This is a genomic window from Nostoc commune NIES-4072, assembly GCF_003113895.1.
Classification (GTDB): Bacteria; Cyanobacteriota; Cyanobacteriia; order Cyanobacteriales; family Nostocaceae; genus Nostoc; species Nostoc commune.
Genome location: NZ_BDUD01000001.1, coordinates 4,050,863 through 4,067,096 on the forward strand (window position 1 = coordinate 4,050,863; position 16,234 = coordinate 4,067,096).

General features: G+C 40.2%; 11 protein-coding genes and 1 pseudogene. 7 read left to right on the forward strand and 5 right to left on the reverse strand.

Translation table 11 applies throughout. The features are described 5' to 3' along the window. Window positions 1-2,709: 2,709 nt before the first annotated feature. Window positions 2,710-2,834, reverse strand: a pseudogene (locus tag CDC33_RS41970) (IS1 family transposase); the annotation flags it as partial. A gap of 99 nt (window positions 2,835-2,933) precedes the next feature. Between CDC33_RS41970 and CDC33_RS17820 the strand changes: the two are divergent. Further along, window positions 2,934-3,503 (forward strand): hypothetical protein, encoded by a 570-nt coding sequence (locus CDC33_RS17820; protein ID WP_146195836.1) that lies wholly within the window; start codon window positions 2,934-2,936, stop codon window positions 3,501-3,503. Between the two features lie 11 nt (window positions 3,504-3,514). Beyond that, the gene (locus CDC33_RS17825) at window positions 3,515-4,219 is read left to right on the forward strand and encodes a P-loop NTPase family protein (protein WP_109012615.1); all 705 of its coding nucleotides are present in this window, start codon (window positions 3,515-3,517) and stop codon (window positions 4,217-4,219) included. 196 nt (window positions 4,220-4,415) lie between these two features. Here CDC33_RS17825 and CDC33_RS17830 read toward each other — a convergent pair whose 3' ends face one another. Next, window positions 4,416-4,919: a cytochrome P450 gene (locus CDC33_RS17830; RefSeq protein WP_109009614.1), complete on the reverse strand. Its 504-nt coding sequence runs from the start codon at window positions 4,917-4,919 to the stop codon at window positions 4,416-4,418. A gap of 767 nt (window positions 4,920-5,686) precedes the next feature. Beyond that, window positions 5,687-6,502: a peptidoglycan-binding protein gene (locus CDC33_RS17835; protein WP_109009615.1), complete on the reverse strand. Its 816-nt coding sequence runs from the start codon at window positions 6,500-6,502 to the stop codon at window positions 5,687-5,689. 1,030 nt (window positions 6,503-7,532) lie between these two features. Between CDC33_RS17835 and CDC33_RS17845 the strand changes: the two genes are divergently transcribed. From CDC33_RS17845 to CDC33_RS17855, 3 genes are all read left to right on the forward strand, one after another. Continuing rightward, on the forward strand, window positions 7,533-7,784 hold the full coding sequence (locus tag CDC33_RS17845; protein ID WP_109009616.1) for a hypothetical protein: 252 nt from the start codon (window positions 7,533-7,535) through the stop codon (window positions 7,782-7,784). A 424-nt stretch (window positions 7,785-8,208) separates the two neighbouring features. Continuing rightward, a complete protein-coding gene (locus tag CDC33_RS17850; protein WP_109009617.1) occupies window positions 8,209-8,796 on the forward strand; it encodes a LemA family protein in 588 nt (195 codons plus the stop codon). Window positions 8,797-8,802: 6 nt separating this feature from the next. Next, entirely contained in the window at window positions 8,803-10,734 is a 1,932-nt protein-coding gene (locus CDC33_RS17855; protein ID WP_109009618.1) for a M48 family metallopeptidase, read from the forward strand. Between the two features lie 186 nt (window positions 10,735-10,920). Here the strand turns inward: CDC33_RS17855 and CDC33_RS17860 are convergent, their stop codons facing one another. Continuing rightward, window positions 10,921-14,133 (reverse strand): HEAT repeat domain-containing protein, encoded by a 3,213-nt coding sequence (locus CDC33_RS17860; protein WP_109009619.1) that lies wholly within the window; start codon window positions 14,131-14,133, stop codon window positions 10,921-10,923. A 594-nt stretch (window positions 14,134-14,727) separates the two neighbouring features. After that, window positions 14,728-15,204 (reverse strand): hypothetical protein, encoded by a 477-nt coding sequence (locus CDC33_RS17870; RefSeq protein ID WP_109009620.1) that lies wholly within the window; start codon window positions 15,202-15,204, stop codon window positions 14,728-14,730. Window positions 15,205-15,390: 186 nt separating this feature from the next. Here CDC33_RS17870 and CDC33_RS17875 point away from each other — a divergent pair, with 186 nt between their 5' ends. After that, the gene (locus tag CDC33_RS17875) at window positions 15,391-15,786 is read left to right on the forward strand and encodes a hypothetical protein (protein WP_109009621.1); all 396 of its coding nucleotides are present in this window, start codon (window positions 15,391-15,393) and stop codon (window positions 15,784-15,786) included. After that, on the forward strand, window positions 15,776-16,231 hold the full coding sequence (locus tag CDC33_RS17880) for an HNH endonuclease (RefSeq protein ID WP_109009622.1): 456 nt from the start codon (window positions 15,776-15,778) through the stop codon (window positions 16,229-16,231). The genes CDC33_RS17875 and CDC33_RS17880 overlap by 11 nt, the downstream gene beginning before the upstream one ends. Window positions 16,232-16,234: the final 3 nt, after the last annotated feature.

Sequence of the window (16,234 nt, forward strand, 5' to 3'; positions counted from 1 at the left end):
ATACTCTCTTTATTTACTTTTTTGCTAGTAGGCAAAAAAGTAAATCACATTGAAACAAACATAATAACTAACTGAAGTTATTATGCTTATTTAAATGTGATTTAAGAAACTTATAGTGAATTTTGAGTTAGTAAATTTTAGGCAATCAAAGCCTCAACGCAATGATACAAGCCTGTTCAGCTTCTAAGCTTGGCATCGATACTCTCTAAAAGTTTTCCAGGTTTTTGCTCTGATCTTATTCTAAAAACACTTGCTCATCTTTTTTTAATTTATTTTTAAATGATGACTTAACAATGATTTAACTGTCTATAACATATATTTTTAATCACTCCGATATTTATTTTATATGAAAATTTTATTTCTCCAGTCGAAGATAGGAAAACTAGCATTTATATATTTGTAATTGAATTACTAATATTTACAAATGCTGACTTATTGTATGTAGTACTTGCAATCAACTAAGTTAGATTTGCAAGTAAATAATAAGAGTGGATGTTACATTGAACTTTGTGAACAATTTCCATTATGTCCAATGTTGCACTATTGCCTATCTGATTTAGAAAGCATAAGCAAACCACGTTTTTAAGCGAGAGATTCGACGCCAAATGATCCCAGTCCGCTCAAGTCGGGATACTTACTCACGCGGCGGGTTGATCCACTTGGGTAGAACCACAGACTCTACTTGCTCTTTTGTATCTTGTGCTACACATCTCGTAGAAATTTTGCTATATTAGTGCATCTCTGTACTTACAACTAAGGTTTACATTAATATTTCTTTCCTTCCACGTTTTGCCCTCTGCCTTTCTTGTAAAATTATGTAAATTGAAAATGAGTAAACATCATTTGCGGATCACCTCGCTCAACTGAAGATGATGAGTGCAGAATGCTTGGTAGATTTAGTTGGCGACGGATTGCCACAATAAGCCAGCAATAAATCCCCAAGTTCACGGTAAAATAGGCAATTCCAAATATATTGGTACATGGAAAAGGAAAATACAAATAGCACTTACTCACCTCCTCAAACGCGCTACAAAAATTAAAATTTTGATCTCTGCTTTCTATGCACCTATGTTGGTTTGAATATAACTATCAGCTTTGACTTCAAACAAAGGCGTTGCCGAACAAGCAATATCCACATCTGTTTAAGTGCATAGGTGATTGATTATTGATATAATTCTCAGATTAGCTCACCAAGCTTACTAGTTACTGAATTTCGCCTTATTAGCAAAATTATTTTGCTATAGAGAAATTTAACTTGGCTGATTTTGTGTTTTAAAATCCCAAATTTGTCCATTTATAGAATTTTAAAGATTTTATTCTGGCAATTTGGGCGCTAATTAAGAATTAACTAGAAAACAGACAAAAGAATTTATATTTTTTAGCCGAAATTGCGGTTTATAATGGGAATTTTGGCTGTAGCAGTAAATTGGTCAAAGAAACCACTTTTGCAAGCGTTAAAACTTACAAAAAAATGCTTGATAACAGCTTGATTTTGATGAAGAGTTTGTGTCATAATTTTAATTGGTTGTCATTCATGGTAAAGGCGGCTGCACAAAAGTGCCGCAGCTAGTTCTGAATTTCTCTTGCCCGAGATTTTGCAGAAAATGTATATCAAGTTAGCCCGCAAAGGTTAACTTTTTAACAACCTGATAGACAGCTAAACCTGGGATAATCCCTCTGGTATTTTAGGAGACTAGGGGGGTTAACTCCCGGTTTAAGTCACGGTTTAGTTTTACCTGTTAACATCGGGATGTTGAACAGGAAAATTCAGATTTGCCACAGTTTTTAGTTGATTTTTGAAGCAACTCTTGTATTTCAAGTAAACATTACAGCCTTCCTATCTTAAGAACAATATCTGTAAATTAATTCAAATTAGCGAAGCCAAGTCTTTTAAAGTCTACAGGGACTATGGCTAGACGAGAATGCCGAACCCATAGAACTTATTCAAGAAATGCAATCACTGCCAAATCTTGCAATGCCCATTAAGTACTTATTTCAAACGCAAACCTTAGAAGGTGTACATTAATACTGTTCATAAATTAAGCAAAGCAATTTTTTCATTTTTCCCATTTTTTTGTGTAATGCTTAGTGGTATTTGTAAAAACCACTTTAAACAATACAGTTATTTGATAGTTTATGCAACAGCTCTTCGGTTAGATTATTGATTTTAAAACTTAACTCTCTAATTTACCTCTAAAGGTAGAGGACAAAAGGGATTTATTCCTTTTGTAAAATGCTCAAACCAAAGAGTTACAAGTGAACGTAGCCAAGTATCTTAGTCACTCAGTAAAATTTCTGATTTTGTGACTATCACTCAGTGTAGGTCAGAAACCTACACACTTGTTGCATTCTTCACTTAGCATACTGCATTTTACCTTTTTTAGAATAAAACATATATTTACACTAAAACATATATTTTTTCTTTTTTTAACTTTTCGATATTTAAAAAGTATGGCGTGGCATAAATGCGTGATGACTCAGTAAAAACACTAGTATTTATATATACTTCTGCTTAAAAATAATAAGCAAATTGAGTATTTAAGTATATCTACTGACTTAAAATAGCACAAGATTTTGCAATGTAAGCGTGCTAAGTAAGCTAATCGTCATTTATTTTTCCAGGTTGATACGCTTGAGCTTGTTTGTATGCAACTTAAATGCTCATTAGCTTAATGACGTAAACGGGTATTTTCTTTTTCGACTTTGGTTCAATAAAGCTGGAGTAAACCTTCCATCCATCTGTGACGTAAAAATAGCACTGCCAACAGCAAACTTTCCTGCCACAATGATTTAAATATTTCTGCACCATGATCTTCCAACACCGAAGCCAAAATTTCTTACCGAATTAGATGCGATCGCTCTGGAGCAAGAGCTTGGTTTCATTAATGTGTGTGTGGTTATCACCCACACAAGAACATGTGGTGATAAGATTAATGAAATTTTCAGTTCAGTCATCATCAAAAATGGTACGCACAACTCCAGGGCAGAAGATTCCAATTGATAAACTCCAAACTACGTTGGGAGAATTAGAGAAGCTAGAAGAGAAGGCTAAAGAGGAATTATCTCTGCGAGAGAGTATTTACTTTCTGCGTGAACAACTTCAATCGGCACTGAAGAAAGGCTATAGTTATCAAGACCTATCGCAGCTACTAGAGAAGCAAGAAATAAAAATTTCCGCAGCGACACTTAAGCAATATTTAACTGAAATTGAAAAAGAAAAGCGTTCTCGTCAGCGAAGGGTTAAACCAAAACAAGTTTTATCTTTTGAAGATTCGACTCAGACTTCAACAGAATCATCGGTAACACCAACAGTTATAGGAGTAACAGAGGACTCTCAAAATGCTCTGAAAGATGTAGGTCAATTAACAGAGGAGTTACAAGAGAAGCAATCATTGTTAAAAGGGGGTAAGGGTTCTCAGAAAACTGCTAAAACTACTAGGCGACAAACGCCAAAAACTTCTAAGCCTAGTTCAGATATATTGAGTGAGTTTAATCAGTATTAAAGGTGGGTGTTATGCCGACGATTCATTTGATAGATGGTGAGAAGGGTGGAGTAGGGAAGTCTTTAGTAACTAGGACAATGATTCAGTACTTTCTGGATAAGAAAATCCCGTTTGTACCAGTAGAAACAGATAGATCAAATCCAGATGTGGCAGGAGTCTATAAAGGAATATGTCAGTATGCAGTGTTTAGCGAGAATGAGCGGCAGGCTGATAAGGCAGATAGAATATTTGAGATGGCGACAAATAAGCCAGTAGTTGTGAATTTGGCAGCACAATCACATAGAGCAGTCTTTGACTGGATAGAAAGAAATCAGTTAATTGAACTAGGGAATTCTGAGGGAGTAACTTTTTGCAAATGGTTTGTCTCTACAGGAGGATATGATAGTCTTAACCTGTTTGGACAGTCAGTGAATAGCTACGGGGAAAAAATACCTCATATTCTGGTACGCAATTTAGGGCTGTGTGATGATTGGGAACATGTAGATTCAGATGTGAATATACAGAAACTAATCAAAAAATATAAAATTATTGTTATAGATTTTCCGAAACTAGCATATAAAGAAAGAAACATAATAGACCAAAACAGAATGACCTTTGCTGAAGCCAGAGAGAATAAAGAATTTGGAATTATAGGAAGACAGAGAGTAGTAAACTTTTTGAAGCTTGCTTATGCAGAATTTGAGAAGGTAGGTATCTGGAATGAAGAAGTTAAATAATAAATTTTTGGAAGGTACTAGATAGCTATAGCTATATCATTCTATAGAGGGAATTATTCTGGAAAAATGAATGACGATTAGCTTAATCTACTTCTCAATAATGAGAGGTAGATAGCTAGACATTTTAATAGATACCCATTGCACAGTTGATTAAAAGTTTTTACTATCCTTAATTCTTTATTGATCAACTATTAGTTTAACTAGGGCAAACGCATTTAAAGTATAATAATCCTTTAATTAGTATTGTATAATCCAAGGTAGTTCTTCCATAACATTTTTGACCTCTTAGAAAACTTAATCCCAATTGTACAAAAGTAAGTTTTTGTATTAAATCATCTACTTGTACTTGCCAACGTTGACCCAATTGCCAATTATTTGATAGGTTTAAGATAACCAGAGCCATTGTTTTTATATATTGCTCTACTTTATTAGTAGATAAAAACTGCTCAATTATCTTGCGATATCGGCGATGCTCCTCACCATCCAATTCGGCTATTAGACTTACGCCTAATTCCTTTGCAATATCAGTGTAAATTATACGAGTACTAAAGCAATTTATCCCCTTTCGAGAAACAAATATATTTGCTTCTGGCCCTCCTAACACTGTTAATACTCTTCCCGGAACATAAACTTTGTAAATTGAATCTAGCTGCTGATAAGCTTTCACAAAAAACTGATAAAGATTGTTTATTAAATGAATATAGGATTACTATTTGATTTTTGAACGGAATTAGGTATTGTAGAGTGTGTTAGAACGGAGTTCGTAACGCACTATTATCAAGGGTTTGATGCGTTACGCTGTCGCTAACACATCCTACAGATATTTTCAGAAATCAAACCGGATTCCTATAATACTTCCAATGATTAGTAATCCTCTAGCTACTGGTAGCTTATTAGTATTCATACATTTTATCCAATAATAAATATTGAGTTTTCATCACTTTTATTGATTCTTATCCCAAACCCTTGCGTTTCTCTCAATAACTTGTCTCATTAAGTACTTATCTTAGTTGATATTGACTTTGTAATAATCACTAAATTACAGCTTATCAGCAGCATAATCAAGGGTTGCTTCAAAAGATCCTACTAAACCCACTTTTCCTACTTTACTAAACCAGTAATATTGTAAGTAAATATATCTGATAATGCTGGAATCGCTGTAATTTCATTGGATGCTGTACTCTGGAATCTTTGACGTCAGCCAAATACTCAATTAGACTCTGTTAAATACGCCCAATTTGTGCTATTTCTGTTAGCTGGCGATGATTACGAGAATTTTTACTAGGATCAACAGATTTAGTTGCAAAGCCTTCTGACATCAACTTAACTCCTGGCAATTTTCAACGGTAGCATTGAATTCACCTCATTGATCTTGCTCAGTCGTCAAGCCCATTTTTTACACGGTCGTTTATGCTTATCCTTTTTAATTTGTCAACTCTTTATACCAAATTAGATGAGGTTACTCTGCTAGTTTAACTGTAAAAGGCTCCTAGTTTCTTCGCCTACTACACCATCGGGGGACAACCCTTTTGACTGTTGAAAAGCTTTTACAGCCTGTTCTGTAGCTTGGTCAAATACCTGGTTGGCTTGTTGTAATTCAATATTAGCTTTTCTAAGAGCTAATTGCATTTCGCCTACATCTTTTCCTTGTTGTAATGGGCTTGTCAGCTTTAAAACTCTAGGATATTCAACGTTTGAGAATCCTTCAGCAGGAGAATTATAAATACAATTTAAGGTTTTTTCCCCTAAATCTCCATCTTCAGCAATCTGTTTATTTGGATTTGCCTTGTTCCATAGTTTTTGGAAAGCTTTGATTGAATTGGGACGGATATCTTTAATTTCATTAGATGTGCAATCAAAGTGCATTGGATCTTTGTCGCCATAAGTCCATCTCCATCCATGACTGGTCATTAGAGATTTCACTTTTGCCCACTCTTCTATGTCTAAAGACCCACCCTTTTGATGGTCTGATTTTCCTGGATATCCTACCAAATTATCAATTAATCCCCTCTGCTTTTGGCTATAAAGCATTGCTTGGGCAATGACAGAACGATAGGCACTATTAATAGTCAAAGGTTTTGCGTAAGCTCTCAATGCTGCTTCTAAGGCATTCCGTGCAGGAAGCTGGCAGTAAGGGAAAAGTCCTTCACCTTTGTTAATATTTAAGTCGGAAATACTGACTAATGAATTAGGAACTAATTGATTTAATTGCCAAAACAACTGCAAATCTAATCCACGAACTGCGATTGTACTACCTGCTGTTATCTCTTTAACTAATACCATAATTCTATTTTCGCTCCCTCTTGAGCTTTTTTAGCTTCAAGTAATATCTGAAGTTTTCTACATCTGGCATCATGTCTTTTCCAGAAATCCAGCTAAAATTACAAAAAGATGGGGTATAGGGGTATAGCTAATCAGACTTACCAAGATGCCAAAAGATACTAGCAATAGGCTATACATCTAAGCCTATGTAAGACAAAATTAATTACATAATTTTGACCTGAAATCCTTATCTAGTCAAGAACTCATGTGTAAATTTTTCTGTACAATTACTTACTAAACCCGACATACTTTGACACCATCACTTGGCATTAGTGCCGTCGGTTCAGATTTTCAAGTGATCACCGAAAGACGACTTGGAAGCCCGTTCCTTCAGGGTACGGGAGGAATTGTCGCCAAGTCGTCTTAGTCATTAGTATTATTAAACACGAAAAATCGTGTATAACTACTAATGACTAATGACTTCGATTTCCCTCACCGCGTAAAGCCGGGGGATGAGTTAAGCGTATCGACGGGTATTTTCAATGGGTTAGCCCAAGCTTTGAACGAGTGTTTGGCTGGACGTTGGACGAAATGACATCCTATCCCTGGACTGATTATGTTCATGCAGGCAATATTAGCGAATCAGTCTTAGAAGCCGACAGTCTTTTTTTCGGTAACAAAACCATTAAGTTTGACGCTATCGCTTTCTGGTGACAACAACTTCATCAATGGTCTGGATTGCCAACAGTGCAGGTGATATTATAAAAAATGTCCCTTGGTGGGAGAAATTTACCGAGTAGACCCCCGAAGATTATAAAGGGTACGGTTGGCTGGATGCTATTCATCTTAATGAGCGACAATCGACCACAGAAATTTGGACGCGATCGCTACTAACGAAAACACCAGTTGTTGAGTACCGATGGTACGACGGACAGTATCGCTACGTGAGCGATGCCTACGCACTCCTAGAAATTGCCTTAGAAGTCAAGCATATCTGGATTGCAGATGATAACCAAAATCTTGAAGCTGAAATTATTGGTATCTAAACAGCATGACAGATAAAACAGATTTATCAAAAATAATTGCCAGCCAAGGCGACAATCCACTAATTCTGTCACCCGAAAATTTGCAATCACAAGAAGATGTAGAACTTGAGCGTAAGCTGCGAGAACTCAAGTTTAAACAAGAACTAAGAAAAGATTGGATTTTATTTATTGTCAGGGATGTAGTAATTTTTCCTGCCGCTATCCTTTTTATTTTTGCTGTCAGTGGTTATTCCCTATTTCTTCATATTCATGGGTAACTTACTCGGACTACAATTTTTAATCAACCACAGAGACGCAAAGTACACAGAGAAAAAAGAGATGATATAGGAATCCGGTTTGATTTGGAGAAAATATACGTAGGATGTGTTAGCACAGAGAGTACGGCATAAAACTCGTGTTCATAGTGCGTTACGAACTCCGTTCTAACACACTCTACAATACTTAATTTCGTTCAAAAATCAAATAGTAATCCTATATTCACAAACAATTTGGAATTGTTGGAAATTGTTTCTCTCTGCGTTCTCTGCTGCTTTGCGGCTATTTAAAAAATATTACACCAGTAAATTTGCGTAACTAATTTTACAGACGACGAAGCCAACTTGCTACAAGTAAACTCATCTTTATATCCACACAAATTTTGCTGGATATAAAGTAAGTATCTGATGGAAATCATCTAAAAATATGGGGCTTTTAATATTTTCTGTTGCTTTAGTCGCCATTGTTGCTGTAATTATCATTAATAGCTACAACGATTTAGTCAAGTATCGCAATCGTTACAAAAATGCTTATTCTCAAATCGATGTTCAATTACAGCGTCGCTATGATTTAATTCCCAACTTGGTGGAAACTGCTAAAGGGTATATGAAACATGAACGGGAAACTCTAGAGGCAGTTATTGCAGCTCGAAATTCTGCAATTAATGCTAGCAGTCGTGCAGCGAAAAATCCCGGCGATCCACAAGCGATGCAACAGTTGGGCAATGCTGAAGGGGCGCTAACGGGTGCTTTAAGTCGGTTGATGGTACTTTCAGAATCTTATCCCGAATTGAAAGCCGATCGCGCCATGACTCAGGTTATGGAAGAATTATCTTCCACTGAAAACCGGATTGCTTTTGCACGTCAGGCTTTTAATGACGCGGTGACACTTTACAACACTAAGAGTGAGTCTTTCCCCAGCAACCTTGTGGCTAATACTTTTAACTTTACCGTTGCAGAATTGCTCCCCGAAGCTACTCCAGAAATGAGAAATGCTCCACGCGTGTCTTTTTAGGTGTCTATGAATTTCTTTGAACATCAGGATCGGGCACGCCAAAATACGCAACAATTAATCGGGTTATTTTCCCTGTCGATCGCAGTCATGATTATGGCGATTTATATTGCCACTTTATTTCTGTTGGGCATGGCTCCCCGTATTTGGTGGCATCCAGGGATATTTCTCTACGTGGCTGGGATTACAATAGTTGCGATCGCAATCGGAAGCTTATATAAAATTGCCTATCTCCGTGAGGGCGGAAGCGTAATTGCCCAAGAGTTAGGGGGAAGACTCCTGATACGAGATATGGCAGATGAACCAGGGCGACAACTATTAAATATTGTCGAGGAAATGGCGATCGCTTCTGGTATTTCCGTCCCCGAAGTTTATCTCCTGGAAAGAGAAACCAGCATTAATGCCTTTGCTGCCGGATTTACCCCCAATGATGCTGTAATTGGAGTTACCCGTGGAACTTTGCAACACCTGAACCGGGATGAGTTACAAGGAGTTATCGGCCACGAATTCAGTCATATTCTCAATGGAGATATGCGGCTGAATTTGCGTTTGGTGGGACTACTCCACGGTATTTTGTTCATTTACTTAACCGGGGAATTGCTCTGGCGCATTCGTGATAGCTTCCGTTTAGGAAAGGAAGACAAGGGTTTACCTATCTGGGCTTTTGGTTTGGCATTGATGGCAATTGGCGGTATCGGATTATTCTGCGGACGCTTAATTAAAGCCGCCGTCTCTCGCCAACGGGAATTTCTCGCCGATGCTTCGGCTGTACAGTTCACTCGTAACCCCAACGGACTTACCGGAGTCTTCCAAAAACTCCAAAAGATGGATTCACGTTTGATTGCGCCCGGAGCAGAAGCCGCTAGCCACATGTTTTTTGGCAACGCCCTTAACCCCTCTTTCTGGGAAAATATGTTTTCTACCCACCCACCCTTAGCAGAACGTATCCGCCGCGTTGGGGGTTTGAACGTCAGCAATTTACCAGCAATGCCATCTCGTAATCAAGCGCGTTCCCCCTCTCAGGAATCCCTAACAATGGGCTTTGCTGGTGGTTCTGGCCCCACACCAGAACAGATTGTAAACCAAGTGGGAAGCGTCACACCAGAGCATTTTGCCCATGCCCAAGCGTTGTTATCGCAGTTACCAGAATCCTTGCGCTTGGGTGTGCGGGAACAGGAAAGTGCAATGGCGATCGCTTTTGCGCTAGCGTTAGATACTGAAAATATCGAGATCCAACAACGTCAAATTGCTTGGTTACGCGAGGTGCAACCTGCTGAGTTGGTAGACAAAACCCTGGAATTGAGCAGCGAAATTAGCCAGTTAGATCCCAGAATTCGCTTGCCACTTGTGGATTTGGCAGTACCCGTATTGCGTCAAAATTCTGCCAAAGAATGCCAAAGGTTGTGCAAATGTGTCCACGGTTTAGTTGTAGCTACCGGAAGTTTATCAGTGTGGCATTTTGTGTTGCAGTTAATCCTGTGGCATCGCCTGCAACCTAGTATAAATCCCACATCTGCGACAACAGTCGAATTTACCTCTATAGAAGAAATTTGGCCAGATAGTTTATTAGTATTGTCCGTCATTGCCCGCATCGGATACTCCCAACCCGATGCCTCCACCGAAGACATCGCCTATGCTTTTCGTTCTGGAGTTTTTCGACTTCCTAAAGCCGGAGAGCAAGAGAAACCAGACATGCCATTTACCTGTAATTTCACTGAACTTAAGAAGAGTATCGATCGCCTCCGCCTTGCCAGTCCCAAACTCAAGCAAGCTATTGTTGATGCCTGCGCCCACACGGTACTTTTGGATAATAAAGTAACACAGTCAGAAGCAGATTTACTAAGAGCGATCGCAATGACGCTAGATTGTCCCATTCCCCCATTTTTAAACCCTCAGCGTAGCGTTTCAAAACAGAAACAATCTTCTTCAAAGCGAAGTTAATATAGCACTTCTCGAATGGAAGCAATACGCTTTGACCTTTCTCCTTTTAGGAGAGAGGCTTTGATTTTTATAACTAAACAAATAAAACTAGCCCCGAAACCTTATCCGAATCATAGCGATGAAAGCGATCGCACATCCAAGAAGAGACAACGAGAAATAACCAATTCACCATGCCCCATGCCCAACTTATCTAGTTCGTAACAACTGCACAAAAGTATTACTCACCGTATTGTCTTTAGTATCCGCCGCATATTGAATCAAATCTTCCCGCAGTTCTTTGGCTGCATCTAAAGGAAGCAACGTTGCTAGCAAGAAATAAACACCACGAAAACGCGGATCGCCCATTCTATCAACTAATAGTGATTCGGCGGTATCAGTTTCGCCAAGAAAGTTTTGCACCAAAAAGAAATCCATGATTTTATCGTGGCGGAAGTACCATTCTTTCTTGGCTCCGCCTTTTTCATCTTGCCACTGACGGCTGACTACCATTTTGTATTTCTCGTCTTCTAAAGACATGACAACTTGGTGAAATTCATCACCAGGTAGAGCTTGTTTGTCATCGAGTCGCATTTGATAGACGGCGGCGGAAAATCTTTTGAGTGGAAATTCTTGTTTCCATTCTTGCTGGTATTCTGCCGCCATCAGCTTGTATTGTTGTTCTTGCAGGCGAAACAAGTTTGGCTGTTTACCTTGTGATAACATCAGCGCTACCACAGTTAGATCCATTGGATTGGAGAGAATTCGGCGGACAGCATCTAACTCTTCTTGGGCTTGCTGATCTTTGAGGACTTCTTTTAAATAATTAATACAGGCTTTTTCGTAATCAGCACCTTGAATTTTGGCATCTTTAGGGAGTCGCAGTTGACGGGAGATCAAAAACTCTTGAATTTGTTGTTGTTCAAGGGGCTGCAAGTAGTAGGTTTTGGCTGTTGAGGGGGGTGTCCACTCTAGGGGCTGGGTAGTCATGATAATGTTGCCCCGGAAATAGCTTTCGACAAACTGGCAGATTTTTGCCCGTGTGTCGGCGGTGACTTCGTTGAGTCCGTCGATGCAGATATCTATCGCGCCACTGTAAATCAGGTTTTTGAGGAAGTCAGCATCTTGGGCTTGGCCGTGGAGTTTGTCTTGAATAGCTTCGATTACGCCTTTATGACATTTTTGGGCGGGGAGGTAAACGACAATGCGCTGGGAGTTTGTCAGCAAATGGCGGAGAAACATCGATTTGCCTAAGCCGGAGTCACCTTCTAAGATGATTTGTCCTTTGATGCTGGGGAGGGCGGCGGTAACAGGGAGGATGTCGCCTGAACCGGGAACTTTAACTTGAGACTGGGGGAAATATGATTGGTCATGAAAGTTATCTAACCCAGCATCGGCGAGAAGGGAGGGTTTGAAGGGTTCAAAAAGTTTGCGGCGGAAGAAGGGAACCCAGGTGAGGAGAAAGCCGACGTAGCCCACGCCTAAGATGCGGCGTACCCAAGGGTTCCAGAAGAAGATGGCTTGAATTTGGGGGAATTTGGGGTAGACGAAAATGAGGGCAAGCCAAAAGGCGGCGTGAGAGATGAGAGTGATTTTGGCGTTGAAAAACCACCGCCAATATTCCACATTATTAATGACCGTCTGTAGCGCATTTGCCTGAGTGGATTTAGCTGCTTGGAGTTTGCTAAAAAGTTCGTTGAGTAATTTAATATCCTCGAATTTCCAAGTAATTTGTTTGTTGGCAGCAACTTCAGCAATTTGTCTTGCTAAATCTTCTCGTACTTGTGGAAATTCTTTGCTAGGTTCCCAAGCATCGCGGAAGACTTCTAGTGTTTTGACACCTTCATCGTGTTTTGGGTTATCAGGAGTTGTTTTCGGTCTGCCTAGCCATTTCAGCAGGGTTTTTACTTTTTCATCGCCGCCACTCAGGAAATAGGTGAAAAACCGCCACTGTTCAAATTCTGATTGACCTGCGTAATAAACGCTATCTAGAATTACAACAATATTATTTAGGTTGAGTTGTTCTATCTTCCCCAATGCCGATGCTGCACGGGAACGAACATTACTGTTAACGGATTGATCCTTGAGGTAGTCGAGGATATCTTTGACGTAGGGTTTGGCAGCATCGCCGAGATTTCCCAATGCATATGCTGCACGGGAACGAACATCTTTGTCAACGGATTGATCCTTGAGGAAGTCGAGGATATCTTTGACGTAGGGTTTAGCAGCATCGCCCAGATTTCCCAATGCCTCTGCTGCACGGGAACGAACATAAATGTCAACGGATTTATCTTTAAAGATGTTGGCGATCTCTTTGACGTAGAATTTGGCAACTTCGCGCAGATTTCCTAATGCCTCTGCTGCACCGGAACGAACAATACTGTCAACAGATTTATCCTTGAAGATGTTGGCGATGTCTTTGACGTAGAGTTTGGCAACTTCGCCCAGATTTCCCAATGCCACTGCTGCATTGGAACGAACAGCAGAGTCAACGGATTTATCCTTGAGGAAGTCGAGGATATCTTTGACGTAGGGTTTGGTAGCATCGCCGAGATTTCCCAATGCCTCTGCTGCACTGGAACGAATAACAGAATCAACGGATTTATCTTTGAGGAAGTCGAGGATATCTTTGACGTAGGGTTTGGCAGCATCGCCCAGATTTTCCAATGCCACTGCTGCATAGTAACGAACATTACTGTCAACGGATTTATCTTTGAGGATGTCAGCAATGTCTTGGACGTAGGGTTTAGCAGCATCGCCATCGCCCAGATTTCCCAAGGCATATGCTGCACGGGAACGAGCATAACTGCCAACGGATTTATCTTTGAGGAAGTCGAGGATGTCTTGGACGTGGGGTTTGGCAGCATCGCCGAGATTTCCCAAGGCATATGCTGCACGGGAACGAGCATCACTGTCAACGGATTTATCCTTGAGGATGTCAACGATGTCTTGGACGTAGGGTTTGGCAGCATCGCCCAGATTTCCCAATGCATATGCTGCACTGGAACGAACAAAACTGTCAACGGATTTATCCTTGAGGATGTCAACGATGTTTTGGACGTAGGGTTTGGCAGCATCGCCCAGATTTCCCAATGCATATGCTGCACTGTAACGAACATATTTGTCAACGGATTTATCCTTGAGGATGTCGGCAGCTTTGCGTGCAATGTTTTCTGGTTTCTGAAATACCGCTTTTAAATTTTTTAGCTCATATTCATTTAATTTATTAAAAGCCAGTTTCTTAACCCCATCATGTCCATCATCAAGGGCGGCTACTATACCGTTAATCTGCCAATCTTGGGGTTTGGGTTTAGGAGTCTCTTTAGCACTTACCCAAGGTAGGGAGAGGAAGAGAGTTAGGAGTAGAGTGAAACAGAAAAGGAAAAAGAGCGATCTGCTGGTGTGGCGGGGTATGGTGAGCATAATTTGGGGCAAGGTGGCAGATTACACGCGGCTAAAAGTATAATAACAACCTTGCAATTCCTAATTCCTGATTTAGAAAGTCAGATTTTATTTGGGTTTTTAGGTTTGTATTTGTGGGAGCATCCGAAATTTTAAAATTTACTATTATGGTGCGTTCAGATAGGAATAAGAAAATCAAGAAACGAACCGCCAAGAACGCCAAGGACGCAAAGTAAGAGAACAGACTTGATGTTGATCTTTGCTCACGAGTATGAAAGACTCGTTCACGAGTATGAAAGACTCGTTCACGAGTATCAAAGACTCATCCACGAGTATCAAAGACTCGTTCACGAGTATCAAAGACTCATCCACGAGTATCAAAGACTCGTTCACGAGTATGAAAGACTCATCCACGAGTATCAAAGACTCGCCGACGAGTATGAAAGACTCGTTCACGAGTATCAAAGACTCGCCGACGAGTATGAAAGACTCTCCGGCGAGTATTAAAGACTCATTCACCAGTTAAAAAAACAAAAAGGGGAAAAGAAAAGGATGTACATCTACCTTTAACTTTTCCCCTTTTACTCTTCTTTTATCTCTGGCAATGTTTACAGCTTATGAACCAGAAGCAGTTTTAGCAGGTTTACTTTTAATAGCTTTAAACCGTTCCCCTAACTGTTCGGCAATAGTTTTTAACCCTGGAGTTTTCTTAGCAGCAGTCTTCACATAATCATAAACAGTCAAACTGCTACCCATTGCTTCGCTACCGACTGCCATTAGGGTATCATCTACCTGTTCTGTTAGTTGTTGCAGTTTAATCAACAGTTCGGTGAGCGTTGCTGCTAGTTGATAATCGCGCACAAACTCATCTACATCAAAGCTAGCTGGTAAAATGTCTCGGTTAGACTGGGCAGCAGTCAGGCTAGTGTTGACAAAGGCTAGGCTTTTATCGCCCATCTTAAATAACTTGCGCCGTTCTTCCACACTCAGGGTAACGAGAAAAGGCATCTTTGCTTGGATAGTCGCAAAGGCTGCTTTAATTTCTTGGATATCTGCTGGAGAAAGGGAAGCGGTGATATTTTGGTAAGCCATTGGATATTTACTCAGGTGAATCTGTTTGTTATGATTCCCATTGGTAAATGCGATCGCACATCCCACATCCCATAGCCTAAAGTGCTTAGGCGTAGCCCGTCGTAGACATCGCCGCATTTCAGAGCAATCGAAAAATTAGCCCAATCTGACTACAATTTGATTAAATACAGGTAAGTCTGACTTTCTATGACTCCAGCAACCGATATTCGTAAAAGAGCGATCGAACTGATTGAGCAGTTGTCTCCAGAAAAGTTATCTGCCGTAGTGCAGTTATTAGAGTTTCTGTCTGAACCCTCCCAGCCAGCTACATCCAACGATCAAGAAGTAGTCCTGCTGGAAGTAATCCAACGTCACCTTGCGTTTGACGAGCAGAAAAGATTACAGGATTTACGCGATCGCTGTGAATGGGGCGAACTCACTGCGATCGAACACGAAGAATTGATCCAGTATGAAGATCGGCTAGAACAGTGGAGAGTCGAACGTCTGCAAGCTCTCATTGAGTTAGCAAAGCTCAAGAAGATCGACTTGCTTACCTTGAATCGCCAATTTTTATCTGACTCTCAGTTATTCCATGCCATCTGAGTTCGTTCGCAAAGCGTCTCCAGAGGAGAAACGAGTACCTGCTGCACTGAGACGAACGGTAGCTAGCAGAGCTAAAAATCTTTGTGAATATTGCCGATGCCCAGAAGAATTTTCTCCTGACAGCTTCACTGTAGAACACATCAAACCCCGTCAGGCAGGTGGAGAAACGATCTCAGAAAATTTAGCTTGGTCGTGTTTTGGCTGCAATGCTCGAAAGCATACCAAAATCAGCCATCCCGATCCAGAAACCAAACAAGAGATTGCGCTGTTTCATCCTCGTCAGCAGCTTTGGTCAGAGAATTTTACCTGGAACGATGATTTTACCAAGATTATCGGGAAAAATCCCTGTGGTCGAGCCACGGTGGAAGCTCTGCAATTAAATCGGGTTGGAGTTGTTAACTTGCGTCGTCTTCTGACTTCAGCCGGACTGCATCCACCGCAGTAAAAA